General features: G+C 70.1%; 9 protein-coding genes and 1 pseudogene. 7 read left to right on the forward strand and 3 right to left on the reverse strand.

Annotated features, from left to right (window positions below; all coding sequences use genetic code 11):
• Positions 1-35: 35 nt before the first annotated feature.
• The gene (locus Phou_RS25835; protein WP_173059956.1) at positions 36-1,058 is read right to left on the reverse strand and encodes a LacI family DNA-binding transcriptional regulator; all 1,023 of its coding nucleotides are present in this window, start codon (positions 1,056-1,058) and stop codon (positions 36-38) included.
• A gap of 243 nt (positions 1,059-1,301) precedes the next feature.
• On the opposite strand from Phou_RS25835, the gene Phou_RS53035 reads away from it, so the two are divergent.
• The 6 genes from Phou_RS53035 (at position 1,302) to Phou_RS53045 (ending at position 9,434) form a co-directional block, all read left to right on the forward strand.
• The gene (locus tag Phou_RS53035; RefSeq protein ID WP_246273867.1) at positions 1,302-2,072 is read left to right on the forward strand and encodes an ABC transporter substrate-binding protein; all 771 of its coding nucleotides are present in this window, start codon (positions 1,302-1,304) and stop codon (positions 2,070-2,072) included.
• Positions 2,073-2,149: 77 nt separating this feature from the next.
• Positions 2,150-2,665 carry a type 2 periplasmic-binding domain-containing protein gene (locus tag Phou_RS53040; RefSeq protein ID WP_246273868.1) on the forward strand — a complete coding sequence of 172 codons (516 nt, stop codon included), beginning with the start codon at positions 2,150-2,152 and terminating at the stop codon, positions 2,663-2,665.
• Positions 2,662-3,570, forward strand: a complete 909-nt coding sequence (locus Phou_RS25845; protein ID WP_173059959.1) for a carbohydrate ABC transporter permease — start codon at positions 2,662-2,664, stop codon at positions 3,568-3,570. Before Phou_RS53040 ends, Phou_RS25845 begins: the two co-directional genes overlap by 4 nt.
• Positions 3,567-4,391 (forward strand): carbohydrate ABC transporter permease, encoded by an 825-nt coding sequence (locus Phou_RS25850; protein ID WP_173059962.1) that lies wholly within the window; start codon positions 3,567-3,569, stop codon positions 4,389-4,391. Before Phou_RS25845 ends, Phou_RS25850 begins: the two co-directional genes overlap by 4 nt.
• Positions 4,392-4,647: 256 nt before the next feature.
• A complete protein-coding gene (locus Phou_RS51280; RefSeq protein ID WP_218579201.1) occupies positions 4,648-6,357 on the forward strand; it encodes a serine/threonine protein kinase in 1,710 nt (569 codons plus the stop codon).
• Between the two features lie 1,988 nt (positions 6,358-8,345).
• Positions 8,346-9,434 (forward strand): GGDEF domain-containing protein, encoded by a 1,089-nt coding sequence (locus Phou_RS53045; protein ID WP_281365120.1) that lies wholly within the window; start codon positions 8,346-8,348, stop codon positions 9,432-9,434.
• 487 nt (positions 9,435-9,921) lie between these two features.
• On the opposite strand, the pseudogene Phou_RS55645 reads toward Phou_RS53045, so the two are convergent.
• A pseudogene (locus tag Phou_RS55645) lies at positions 9,922-9,981 on the reverse strand (VOC family protein); the annotation flags it as partial.
• Between the two features lie 170 nt (positions 9,982-10,151).
• Positions 10,152-11,189 carry a methyltransferase gene (locus Phou_RS25865; RefSeq protein ID WP_173059965.1) on the reverse strand — a complete coding sequence of 346 codons (1,038 nt, stop codon included), beginning with the start codon at positions 11,187-11,189 and terminating at the stop codon, positions 10,152-10,154.
• Between the two features lie 357 nt (positions 11,190-11,546).
• Between Phou_RS25865 and Phou_RS25870 the strand changes: the two genes are divergently transcribed.
• The gene (locus Phou_RS25870; RefSeq protein ID WP_173064516.1) at positions 11,547-13,154 is read left to right on the forward strand and encodes a glycoside hydrolase family 27 protein; all 1,608 of its coding nucleotides are present in this window, start codon (positions 11,547-11,549) and stop codon (positions 13,152-13,154) included.
• The last annotated feature ends 103 nt before the right edge of the window (positions 13,155-13,257 follow it).

Consider the following 13,257-nt stretch of genomic DNA (forward strand, 5'->3'; position numbering starts at 1 on the left):
TAAATCGGTTTAGCGCGACGCCGGAGCCGGTCTGGTCAGGCCGGCGACGCGATGGACCGGCGCCTGCGCAACGACATCGGGACGACGGTGGGTCCGGCGGCGCGGCCGTCCAGGAGCAGTTCCACGGCGCGGCGGCCCATCGTCTCGTGGGGCAGGGCGACGGTGGACAGGCCCGGGCGCAGCCACGCGGCGATCGGGTCGTCGTCGAACGAGACGACCGAGACGTCCTGCGGCACGCTCAGCCCGGCGTCGGCAAGCGCCTGGTATGCGCCGAACGCGAGGCGGTCGTTCATGCAGACGACCGCGGTGGGCCGGTCCGGCCTGCGCAGCAGGGTCCGCATGGCGGCGTAGCCGTGCTCGGGCAGCCAGTCGGGGCAGGAGACCTCGCGGTGGACGCTCGTGCCGGCCTCGTCGAGTGCGTCGTGGATGCCGCGCAGCCGGGCGCCGGCGGCCAGTGACACCTCGGGATCGGTCTCCTTGAGCCGGTTTCGGCCGATGATCGCGATCCGGTCCCGGTGGCCCTTGTCCAGCAGCGCGCCGGCCGCGGTGCGCCCGGCGCGCTCGTCGTCGGGAAGCACGCAGGGCAGGCCTTCCGGGCTCGTGGCGTTGAGCAGCACCACAGGGCCGGCGAGCAGGGCGGGCGGGACGGTGAGGCGGCGGGTGGCCATCGCGGCGTAGATGACCCCGTCGACCTGGCGGTCCAGCATCGCGTCTATCGCGTACTGCTCGAAGGCGACGTCGCCCTGGGTCTCGGCGATGAGCAGCACGTGGTCGTGCTCGCGGGCGGCGTCCAGCGCGCCGCGGATGAGGTCGCCGGCGAACCGGGTGGTGGCGACGATGTCGGAGACGAACGCGATGGTGGCGGTCTTGCGGGTGCGCAGGCTCCGCGCGGCCACGTTCGGCCGGTAGCCGAGCTCCTCGGCCGCGGCGAACACCCGCTGGTGCGCTTCGGCGGACAGGCGGGTGCCCTCGCGCCCGTTGAGCACCATCGACGCCGCGGTCTTGGACAGCCCGGCACGGCGTGCCACGTCCGCGAGGGTCGCTCGCTTGTGCCCCATCAGTCCTCCGAATCAGGCGGCTGCGCCGCTTCGCCCCATCATGATGCGATGCCGGTGCCCGGGGAAGCGGCAAGGCGGCCCTCTGCCGGCGATCGTAGCGTCGTGCCCCTTGTGCGCCAGCACGTGAACCGGCTGTTTCCGGGTCGTTGCCGAATGGTCCTTGACAGTGCTCATCGTCGCGGCCATGCTCGTGCTAAATCAGTTTAGCGAACTCATTCGCTCATGCTGAGCAAGGAGCCATAGATGCCTGAAGACACAGCAAAGCGCCTGTCGCGGCGCGGCGTGGTACTCGCCGCACCGGTGATGGCCCTGGTTATGGCGGCCGCGGCGTGCAGTGCGCCCGGCGCCGAAGAGCCGGCGTCAGGGCCGGCCAGCGGCACGGTAAGCACCGAGCTCGGCAGCGAGCAGATCACGCTGGAGATGTACGCCGAGACCGGCTTCCCGCTGGCCAAGGCCCTCGCCGACGAGTTCACCAAACAGCACCCGAACGTGAAGTTCAACGTCCGCGAGGACCAGTTCACGGTCATCGTGGAGAACGCGCCACGCGTGCTCGCCTCGGACAGCGCGCCGGACATCATCCGCCTGCCCACGATGGTCGACCTGGTCAAGGACGGCCTGTTGAAGAACCTCGACCCGTACTTCACCGCGTACGGCTGGGACAAGTTTCCCGCCTCCCAGCTCGTGCAGCTGCGGGTCGCCGAGGGCGGGCGGCCGCGCGGCAGCGGCTCGCTCTACGCGATGGGGCTCGGGTACAGCGTTACCGGCGTCTTCTACAACAAGCAGCTCGCCCAGAGGGTGGGCATGACGCAGCCGCCGGCAACAGTCGCCGAGTTCGAACAGCTGCTGGCCAAGGCGAAGGCGGCCAACGTGCAGCCCATCATGCAGTTCAACAAGAACACGGCGGGTATCAACTTCCCCACCAGGCACTGCAGAACCAGTTCGGCGACCCGGCCCAGATCGCCGACTGGATCTTCCAGAAGCCGGGCGCCACGTTCGACACACCGGCCGCGCTGAAGGCCACCCAGACCATCCAGAAGTGGGCGCAGTCCGGGTACTTCCCGAAGGACGCGAACGCGATCGACTACACCGCCATGATGGGCCAGTTCCAGAAGGGTGGCGGCCTGTTCATGTTCAACGGCGACTGGGAGTCGGCCAACCTCGACAAGGGCATGCCGGGCAACGTCGGCTTCTTCCTCTTCCCCGGCGAGAGCGCCGGTGCCAAGCACGTGGCCATGTCCGCGCCGAACACCTTCGGCGTCGGCGCGAAGGCCAAGAACCCGGACGCGGCCGCGTTCTTCCTCAACTGGGTTCACACGAACGACAAGGCCCGCGAGATCACCGTGAAGCTCGGCGGCTCCAGCCCTGGTGGACCGCCGGACCTGACCGTCCCGCCCGCGGCCGAGGGGACCGTGCTGTCCGAGACGCTCAAGGCCTCGCAGCAGCTCGGTGCGGAAAACGGCGCGGTGGACTTCACCGCAAACGCCACCGGCGCCATCTTCGCCTCGGCGATCACCCCGGAGATGCAGAAGCTCGTCGCCGGGCAGCAGACCCCCGAGGGGTACGTCAAGGCCGTGCAGACCGAGTACGAGAAGGAACTGTCCCAGTGACCGCACCAGCCGTGCGGGCCCGCCGACGCCGGTGGGCCCGCACGGCCCGGTGGAGCGGGTGGCTCTGGGTGCTGCCCGCACTGCTCATGTACGCGGTATTCGTGCTGCGGCCGCTCGCGCTGACGTTCCAGTACTCGCTCTACCACTGGAACGGCATCGGCGTGGCGCGCTGGGCGGGCCTGTCCAACTACGTCACGGTCTTCACCGACCGCGACCTGCTGAAGATCATCGGAAACGCGTTCATCCTGATCATCTTCTTCAGCTTCATCCCGGTCGGCCTCGGCCTGCTGGTCGCCACCCTGGTACGGCGGATCACCACCGGCGTGTTCGGCACCACGGTGCGTACCATCCTCTTCCTGCCTCAGGTGATCCCGCTGGTTGCCGCCGGCATCGCCTGGAGCTGGCTGCTGTCGTCGAACGGCCTGGTCAACCAGCTGCTGCGAGGCATCGGCCTGGGCGGGCTGACGCGGGCGTGGCTCGGCGAGTTCGACACCGCGCTGCCGGCGGTCGGCGTGATCGGCGCCTGGGTGCTGCTCGGTTTGTGCACGATCCTGCTGGTCACCGGCATGAGCAAGATCGACCCAGCGCTGTACGAGGCGGCCCGGCTCGACGGCGCCGGTCCGGTCCGCGAGTTCCTCGCCGTCACGCTGCCCAGCCTGCGCCAGGAGATCGGTGTGTGCCTGACCGTCACCGTGATCGCCGCGCTGGCCAGCTTCGACATCGTCTACATCGCCACCGGCGGCGGCCCCGGCCTGCAGACCACCGTGCCTGGCCTGGAGATCTACCGGCTCGCCTTCGCCCAGCGCCAGGTCGGCCTCGCCTCCGCCCTCGGCGTGGTGCTCATGGCGCTGGTGCTGCTGTGCGTGCTGCCGATCCAGCGGCTGACGAGGGAGGACAAGGGATGAACCTGAGCCGACGCGAGCAGCTGACCGGCCGGCTGTTCCTCATCGCCCTGGTGCTCGTCACCTTGCTGCCGTTCGTCAGCATGCTGTCCGCGGCCCTGCAGCCGCGCGGCACGGTCCCCACCGGCCTGGCCTGGCCTTCGGACCCACAGTGGGGCAACTTCGTCGACGCGTTCGACGTCGCGAACATGTCCGCACTGCTGCGCTCCAGCCTGCTCATCGTCGCCGGCGTCGTACCGGTGGCGGTGCTGATCGCCACGATGGCCGGCTTCGGCCTCGGCCACCTGCGCGTGCCCGGCGGCCGGTTCGCCTTCCTGCTCTTCCTGCTCGGCCTCACGCTGCCGTTCGAGGCCGTGATCACGCCGATTTACTACCAGGTGCGCGACTTCGGCCTGCTCAACACCCGATGGGCGATCATCCTTCCGCTGATCGGCCTCTACATGCCGTTCGCCGTGTTCTGGATGCGTGCCCACTTCGTCAACGTCCCGCAGGAGCTCGCCGACGCCGCCCGCGTCGACGGCAGCAACACCTGGCAGCTCTTCTGGCGGGTGCAGGTGCCCCTCGCCCGGCCGGCCATCGCCTCGCTGACGATCCTGCTGTTCCTGTGGACGTGGAACCAGTTCCTGCTCGCGATCGTGCTCGTCGACGACCCGGCAAAACGCACGATGGCCGGCGCGCTCGGCGCCTTCCAGGGGCAATGGGGGACCGATCAGGTACTTCTGTGCGCCGGTTCGCTACTCATCCTCACCCCGACGCTCATCGTGTTCCTCATCTTCCAGCGCCAGTTCATCAAGGCACTGCTCCAGGGCTCGCTGAAGGGGTGAAGATGCAACCGAAGAAAACTCATCCAGTGGGCGAGTGGGAATCCCGTGAACGTTAACGTGAGTCTAGACTGATCGCGTCTTGGCGCCGTTGGTCGTGATTCATGCCGCCGCGCCGGCACCCACGCATCCTGATCTGTCGGATGGAGGCATCGGCGAAGCGGTGACAAACGATCAACGCGGGGCCGCTGCTCAAACGGCGCTTCTTCACGAAAGCGCCCGTTGTCGGGTGACACGAGTGTTCCTTGCCGATGGCAGTGTGATCAGTAAGGAACCGCTGGGTCCGGACGCCGACCGCCGCCTGCGGCACGAGCTCGCCATCCTGAGCCGGCTGTCAGGGCTTCCAGGCATCGCGCAGCTGGCGGCGGCGCCGGCGCGACCCGGAGCCATCCTGCTGGCGGACGTCGGCGGTGTCTCGCTGGGCGGCACGGCGCTGCCCTGGCGTCCGGTCGACCTGATCGCCCTCGCGCTGAGCCTCGGGCGGGCGGTCGCGGGGATGCATCAGCGAGGCGTGATGCACACGGACATCAGCCCGACGAACATCCTCGTCAGCGATAAGACCCGGGAGCCGTGGCTGATCGATTTCGCCCTGGCGACGACGTTCGTGCAGACTCGTCCGGATCTCACCCCGACTGAGATCGTGGGCACCCTGCCCTATCTGGCGCCAGAGCTCACCGGCCGCACCGGCCGGGCCGTCGACCAGCGCGCCGACCTGTACGCACTCGGCGCCACGCTGTACGAGACGGCGACCGGCAAGCCGCCGTTCGGAGCCGGAGACCCGCTGCAGCTGGTACATGATCATCTTGCCCGCGTGCCGGTGCCGCCGGCAGAGGTAAACCCGGCCATCCCAGGCTCCCTTTCCGCGATCATCATGCACCTGCTGGAAAAGGAACCGGACAACCGCTACCAAACCGCCGAAGGGCTGATCCACGACCTGGTGCGGGTGCGCGAGGGCTCGGCCGAGCACCTGCACATCGGGGAGCGGGACTTCCCGCTGCGCCTGCGGCCACCCTCGCGCATCGTCGGGCGAGACAGCGAGATCGACGCGCTGGCCGCGGCGTTCGAGGCGAGCAAGGTCGGCAACTGTCCGGGACTGCTCGTCGGCGGTGCCCCCGGCGTGGGCAAGACGTCGCTGATCGAACAGCTGCGACCCCTCGTCGCGGCCAGCGGTGGTTGGTTCGTGTCCGGCAAGTTCGACCAGTACCGCCGCGACCTCGAGTTCGACGGCGTCCATCAGGCCTTCCGGGCGCTGGGCCGGCTGCTGCTCGCCTTGCCCGAAGACGAGCTTGCCGAGGTCCGCGGCCGCATCCTGCGGGCACTGGGACACGGCGCGGGTCTTGCCACGGCGGTCACGCCCGAGCTGGCGACGCTGCTGCGGGTGGAGCCGGAGCGGGGCGACCCGCTGACCGCCGAGGCGCGGGCACAGCGCAACTCGCTGGAGATCCTGCGCGCTGTGGCGTCCCGCGAGCGGCCCGTCGTGTTCGTCGTCGACGACCTGCAGTGGGCTGGCCGGACGCCGGTCGGCTTCGTCGAGATGGTGCTCGGCGGGCACGAGAAAGTGGACGGACTTCTGCTGGTCAGCGCCTACCGGGAGCCGGAAGCCGACCACCCCTTGGCCGCCCTGATCTCCCGGTGGCAGCGGGAAAAGACCGGTCCGGCCCGGCTGTGGCTCGGCGACCTGAGCGCCACGAGCCTCGCGACGCTGGTGGCCGACATGCTGCGGATGGAGGTCGACGAGGTCGCCCCCTCGCCGAGTCCCTCCTGCGGCGCACCGGCGGCAACCCGTACGAGACGGTGGAGCTGCTCAACTCGCTGCGGCGCGACGGGGTGCTGTGGCCCGCGGACAAGGGCTGGGAGTGGGACCCGTCCGCGTTGCGCGGCGCAGCCGGGCCGGTGGACCTGCCCGACCTGTTCACCACGCGGGTCGCGGCGCTGCCGCCGGAGACCCGCGGCCTGCTGGAGCTCATGACCTGTCTCGGCGGCCGGGTGGAGGTCGACCTGCTCCGGGCCGCCACCGACCTTCCCGCCTCCACGGTCCGGGAGCGGCTCGGTCCCGCGCTGGAAGACGGGCTGCTGGTGATGGAGTCCGCCGATCAGGAGGCGGTCCGCTTCCGCCACGACCGCGTCTGGGAAGGCGCCCTGGCGTACCTGACACCGGAGCGGCAACGGACGGTCCGGCTCCACCTGGCCAGGCGACTGGCCGCGCGGCCTGAGCTGTCCACTGTGGCCGCTCAGCAGTACCTGCACCTTGTCGACATCGTGCGGGACCCCGACGAGCGCCGGCGGGCGGTCGCACTCTTGCGTCGAGCGGCGGAAGAGGCGCGCCTGGTCAGCAACTACTCGCTGGTGGAGAGGCTGCTGTCGGCGGCGGTGCGGCTGGCCGATGCCGACGACAGCGCGTTGCTGATCGCGCTGCACACCGGCCGGCTCGCCGCGCTGTACGGCCTCGGCCGGCTGGACGACGCCGACGAGGTGTACCGGGTCATCGACCGGCTGGCCACCGACCCGGTGCAGCGGACCGGGGCGACGCTGGTGCAGGTCTCCAGCCTGGCCAACCGGTCGCGGCCGCAGGAGGCGATCGAGGTCGGCATCGAGGTGCTGCGGCGGCTCGGGGTGGCCATGCCGGCGGTGGAGCAGCTCGAGGGCGAGGTCGACCGCAGCCTCGACGCGCTGTACCGGTGGCTGGACCGCACCAGCGAGGACGACGACCTGGCCCGCCCGGAGATCACCGACCCGTCGCTGCTCGCCGCCGCCGCGCTGATCAACCGGATGCTGCCGCCGGCGTTCCAGAGCAACCCGGCCACGATGGTGTGGCTGGTGCTGCAGGCGGTGTGGATGTGGGTCGAGCACGGCCCCGGCCGCACGCTGGTCGGCCCGGTCGCGCACCTGCCGTTCGCGACGACCCGGCGGCGGCAGGACTACCGCACCGGGTACCGGATGATGCGGCGGGTCCTCGCGGTGAGTGAGGCGCGGGGCTACGAGCCCGACACCTCACAGGCCCGCTTCCTGTACGCGTTCGCCGCCGGGCACTGGTTTGCCCCGCTGGAGGAGTGCGTCGCACAGGCCCGGCGGGCATGGGAAGGGCTGCTGCAGGGCGGCGACGTGCAGAACGCGTGCTGGACCGCCAACGTCTTGGTGTACGCGATGCTCGACTGCGCGCCAACGCTGGACGCCTACATTCCCGACGTCGAGGCGGCGCTGGGCATCGCCCGGCGGACCGGAAACGAGCACAGCGCCGCACTCACCCAGCCGTACGCGTGGCTGCTGTCCACATTGCGCGGTGCGCCGATCGACGCGCCCGCCCCTTCCGATCGGCTGGCGGACAACCCCACCGTGGCCAGCAACGTGCACATCACCCGCGCGCTGGCGGCCGCCGTGCTGGACGAGCCGGCCGAGCTGGACCGGCACTCGGCGGCGGCCATGGCGCTGCTTCCCTTCATGGAAAACCTGTACCTGTCCGTGCCGGCGTACCTGACCCGCGCGTTGGCCCTGGCCGCCGGCGTCCGGACCGCCGAAGCGGATGCCCCGCAGCGCAGCGCGCTGCTGGCGGAGCTGGACACCGTCGCGGAGTGGTGGAGGGCGCGGGCGGCCGACGCCCCGACCAACTTCCGGCACCTCTGGCACCTGGTGCAGGCCGAACGGGCGTGGGCGACCGGCGACTTCCGCGCCGCGGTGTCCGCCTTCGACAGCGCCCAGCGCGACGCCAGCGTGCCACAACGGCCGTGGCACCGGGCGCTCATCGCCGAGCGCGCCGCCCGCTTCTACCTCGCCCACGGCGTCGCGCACACCGGTCACGCGCTGCTCGCCGACGCCTGCCGCGGCTACCTGGACTGGGGCGCGACGGCGAAGGTCGAGCGGCTGCGCCAGGCCAACCCCGACCTGCTCGTCGCCGACGGCGTGCGAGCGCTGCCGGCACCCGGATCGGCCGGTGACGCCCCCGCCCACCGCGCCAGCATCATGACCGGCGCGATCGACCTGCTCGGCATCCTGGCCGCCTCGCAGGCGCTCAGCTCCGAGACCAGCCTCGACGGCCTGCGGCACCGCGTGGTCGATGTGCTGTCGGCGATGACCGGCGCCACGGGCGTCCAGCTGTTGCTGTGGGAGGCGAACACCGGCACCTGGCGCCTGCCCGCGGCCACGTCCGAGACCGCCTCGATCTCGCTCGACGAGGCCGTCCACCGCCGCCTGGTCCCGCTCTCCGCGGTCCGGTACGTCGAACGGACCCGTGAGCCCCTCCTGCTCAGTGACGCGCTCTCAGACGACCGCTTTGCCCGCGACCCGTACTTCGACGGGCACAGCTGCTGCTCGCTGCTGGCGGTGCCGATCCTCAACCGCGCCACGCTCCAGGCGTTGCTGCTGCTGGAAAACCGGCTCATCCGCGGGGCGTTCTCCACCGAGCGCCTCGACGGCCTCATGCTCATCGCCGGCCAGCTCGCCGTCTCGCTGGACAACGCCTTGGTGTACGCGTCGTTGGAGCGCAAGGTGGCCGAGCGGACCCGGCAGCTGGCCATCGCGAACGAGCACCTCGAGCGGCTCAGCGTCACCGACGCTCTCACCGGCCTGGCCAACCGGCGGCGCTTCGAAGAGGTGCTCAACACCGAGTGGGATCGCGCCGTGTGGGCCGGCAGCTCCTTGGCGCTGGCGATGATCGATGTCGACCACTTCAAGCGCTACAACGACCACTATGGACACCCGGCCGGCGACGAGTGCCTTCACCGCGTCGCGGATCTGCTCAGGCAGCGCAGCCTCGCCGGCCACCTCGTCGCCCGTTACGGCGGTGAGGAGTTCGCCGTCATCATGCCCGACACCGGCATTCACGTCGCAGGTGACATCGCCGAAGGGCTGCGGACCGCGGTGCTCGGCCTGGGGGTGCCGCACCACATGGTCGCCGCCGGGGTGGTCACCGCGAGCATCGGCGTGGCCGCCGCGGTGCCCACTGCCGGCACCAGCGCCGACCACCTCGTGGAGCTGGCGGATGTCGAGCTCTACCGGGCCAAGCGCGCCGGCCGCAACCGCGTCAGGTGCGCCGACACGGATGGTGCCTAGGCCGCTCTCGACCAAGAGACCCAAACGAGACGCGAGCTACCGCGACGTCCGCGCTGGTCCGGACCGTTGCGCGGGCCCCGGGGAAACGTGGAGCGCAGCGGGCGTTTTGGGGTGCGTTCCCGCGGCCTCACCCTCCGCGGTCGCCCTGCTTACCCCGCTCCCGCAAATCTTGGCGACTTAGCGTTCTCGACTTCGAGCTGGGATTACTCCGGTGTCCTCCCAGCTCACGATGTCCGCGCCGCAGGGGCCAGCATTACGGGGTTGGCCCGCAGTTCGGCACCGTCGTAGCGGTCTGTGACGGCCGATCAGTTGGGTCGGTGTGAGCGTCGAGATCTTGGTTAGTTTGCGCGTTATTTCGACGCTAACTTGCCAAGATCTGCCGGAGCGGGCTCCTGAGTCGAGCTGGGCCCCCGCGGAGGGTGAGGCGGCAACCGCGGGTGTAGCGGCAGCTCACCTCTAACTCGGGGCCGGACTCACGCCGGTGATGTCAGGAGGACGTCAGGCAGAAGGGGTGGCCGGCCGGATCCAGGAACACCCGCCAGCGTCCGTCGCCGGGCTGGTGGCCGGGTTTGGCCGCGCCGAGCTCAGCACCAGCTCTTCCATCGCATCGAGGTCGTCAGCGCGGAAATCCAGGTGGAACTGTTGTGGCACGTCCTGACCCCGCCGCGGGAGCAACGGCCCAGACCACGACCGGCGGGGCGGGCACGCTGCCGGCGGCTACGCGGGTGCGGCGAGGATGAGGCCGGACGGCGGCGGCAGGGGCTGGAGCTCGAGAAACCGCCAGCCGGCCTCAGCGAGCCACCCCGCGACCTCGTCCACCTGGTAGAGGTCGCCACCGCTGATCATCAGGAACTCTCCGGCGCCGAAGCGTGCGGACGGGTGGGGCGCCACGTCGGTGCGCCACCAGTCGACCAGCAGCAGGCGGCCGTCGGCGGAGATGGCCTCGCGCAGCCTCCGCAGCAGCTCGACGATGCGCTCGGGTGCGAACAGGTGCACCACGTTGGCCACGAGGATCGCGTCGTGGTCGCCGGGGATCGGGTCGGCGAACAGGTCGGCGCCGACCGCCGTCAGCCGGGTGGCGAACGCCCCGGACGCGGCCTCCTCCGCGACGATCGTCGCCACCTCGGGCAGGTCGACGACGGTGGCCTCCAGGTGCGGATTGCGCTCCAGGATGGGCTTGGCGAAGGTGCCGAAGCCGCCCCCGGCGTCCAGGAGCCGGCGGTGGCCGCTGAAGTCGTAGGCACCGGCGAGGTCGGCGGCTGTCTCGGCGGTGACCAGCGCGACCGCCGCCTCGTACGCCTCGGTCTGCGCCTCGGTGAGCTCGGTGCGCACGCCCTGCCTCGTGCGGAACGCCGTCGCGGCGTTTGTCCACGTCGGATAGCTCACGATGTCCCAATACCGCGCGAGCGGACGCAGGTCGAACGGTCCGCGGCCGGCAAGGAACGCCTCGGCGTCGGGGGCGTTGCGGAACCTGTCGCCGTCGCGGATCAGCAGACCCGCGTCGGTCATCAGGTCGGCGATCGCCCGGGCGCTGCGCTCCGGGATGCGGCACCGCTCGCCGAGCTCAGCCGTGGTGGCGCCGTCCGGGCCGACCGCGCCGAAGAAGCCGAACTCGAGCGCGGCGAAGAGCGTCTTGGACACCATGAACCCGGCGAACAGCTCGATGATCCGCGTGGGTGCCGGTGGCCCGGCCGGTGCCGCCGCGTCGGCCTCTGTCGCCGCATCGAACACCCGCTGCGCCGGCTCATCCGCCATGAGTCATCATCCGATCGCCGATGATCAATGAACTTTCCCCGCGCCATCTTAGCGAAGCGCGGGGCGTGTTAAGGAGGGCGCGCCTCGACCATTGGCCCGAACTATCTGACCAATTTTTGTTATGACGAACTCTTCTGTGGAGTCCACTCGAATGATTTCCACAAGGTTACGCATTCTGTTGACTTACATCTGACGATCGTCGTACGGTTCGCAGTGATAGCGGTCGATCGCCGACTTATGCGGCCGCGTTATGTGAACGTGAACAACTCGCCGGTTGCTGCCGGCACTCCCATCGACACGGAGGACCACGTGAGATCGACGAAGGTCGCGCGTGCCCGCTGGGCACGCGCCGCGCTGATGATGGCAACGGTGACAGCAGCAGCTGTCGGCGCCGTGGCAGTCGGCGCCAGCCAGCCCGCGCAGGCGTTGAACAACGGCGTCGCCAGGACCCCGCCGATGGGCTGGAACTCGTGGAACACCTTCGGCTGCAACATCAACGAAGCTCTCATCCGGCAGATGGCCGACGCCATCGTCAGCACCGGCATGCGGGACCGCGGATACCAGTACGTGGTGGTCGACGACTGCTGGTTCAACCCCAACCGTGACTCCGCGGGCAACCTGCAAGGCGATCCGAGCCGGTTTCCGTCCGGGATGAAGGCGCTGGGCGACTACCTGCACGCCCGCAACCTGAAGTTCGGCATCTACCAGGTGCCGGCGGCCGAGACCTGCGCCCAGTACTTCAACTCCTACCCGGGCGCCACCGGCAGCCGTGGCCACGAGGCGCAGGACGCCCGGCAGTTCGCGGCCTGGGGCGTCGACTTCCTCAAGTACGACTGGTGCTCGCCGGAAGGCACGATCAACGACCAGGTGACGGCCTTCGCCCGCATGCGGGACGCGTTGGCGGCGACCGGACGCCCGATCGTCTACAGCATCAATCCCAACAGCATCCACGAGAAGACCGGCCCGTTGCGCAACTGGAGCGACGTGTCCAACATGTGGCGCACCACGGAGGACATCACCAACGCCTGGGACACCGGCCAGACCAACGGGTACCCGATGGGCATCCAGAACATCGTCAACGTCAACGTGCCGCTGGCCGGGTACGCGGCACCGGGCGGCTTCAACGATCCCGACATGATGGAGGTCGGCCGCAGCGGCATGACCGACACCGAGCAGCGCAGCCACTTCGCGCTGTGGGCCATCATGGCCTCGCCGCTGATCGCGGGCAACGACGTGCGCGCGTCGAGCGCGGCCACCCTGGCGATCCTGAACAACGCCGACCTGATCGCCGTCAACCAGGACACGCTGGGGCTGCAGGCGGTCCAGGTCTCCAACGACGGTACGCGGCGCGTGCTGGCCAAGCGGCTCGCCAACGGTGACGTCGCGGTGGCGCTGTTCAACCAGGGCAGCTCCTCGACGACCGTCTCGACCACCGCCGCCGCCATCGGAAAGAGCGGCTCCTCGTTCACCCTGCGCGACTTGTGGACCGGCGGCACCTCGACCAGCACGGGCGCGATCTCGGCCACCGTTCCGGGGCACGGGACCGCCGTCTACCGGGTCAGCGGGGGTGGCACCACGCCACCGGCGACCACGTTCCGGTTGCGCAGTGAGGGATCCGGTCGCTGCCTCGACGTCAACCAGGCGTCCACGGCCAACGGCGCGCAGATGCTGATCTGGGACTGCCACAGCAACTCGAACCAGCAGTTCACCCAGAACGGGCAGGCGCTGCAGGTGATGGGCAAGTGCCTGGACGTGCCCGCCAACGCGACCGGCGGTACCCGGGTGCAGATCTGGGACTGCAACGGCGCCGCCAACCAGCGGTGGACGCTCAACAGCAACGGCACGGTCAGCAACGGCCAGAGCGGGCTCTGCCTGGACGTCAACAACGGCGGCACGGCCAACGGCACCGCCGTGATCGTCTGGACCTGTCACGGCGGGACCAACCAGCGCTGGACCCGAGCCTGAGCGGACCCACACCGCCTCGACCGGACGGCCCGTAGGCAGGGGCCGTCCGGCGGGGCGGGCACCGCCCTCACGCCGGCTCTGCCCGCGGTGACGGCGGCAGCCG

This window comes from Phytohabitans houttuyneae (genome assembly GCF_011764425.1).
Taxonomy (GTDB): Bacteria; Actinomycetota; Actinomycetes; order Mycobacteriales; family Micromonosporaceae; genus Phytohabitans; species Phytohabitans houttuyneae.

What these genes read in the sequence shown, in the direction of transcription:
- Phou_RS53035 (WP_246273867.1), top strand. Translation starts at nt 1,302, where the DNA reads ATGCCTGAAGACACAGCAAAGCGCCTGTCGCGGCGCGGCGTGGTACTC.
- Phou_RS53045 (WP_281365120.1), top strand. Translation starts at nt 8,346, where the DNA reads ATGACCGGCGCGATCGACCTGCTCGGCATCCTGGCCGCCTCGCAGGCG.
- Phou_RS53040 (WP_246273868.1), top strand. Translation starts at nt 2,150, where the DNA reads ATGATGGGCCAGTTCCAGAAGGGTGGCGGCCTGTTCATGTTCAACGGC.
- Phou_RS25865 (WP_173059965.1), bottom strand. Translation starts at nt 11,189, where the DNA reads ATGGCGGATGAGCCGGCGCAGCGGGTGTTCGATGCGGCGACAGAGGCC.
- Phou_RS25850 (WP_173059962.1), top strand. Translation starts at nt 3,567, where the DNA reads ATGAACCTGAGCCGACGCGAGCAGCTGACCGGCCGGCTGTTCCTCATC.
- Phou_RS25835 (WP_173059956.1), bottom strand. Translation starts at nt 1,058, where the DNA reads ATGGGGCACAAGCGAGCGACCCTCGCGGACGTGGCACGCCGTGCCGGG.
- Phou_RS25870 (WP_173064516.1), top strand. Translation starts at nt 11,547, where the DNA reads ATGATGGCAACGGTGACAGCAGCAGCTGTCGGCGCCGTGGCAGTCGGC.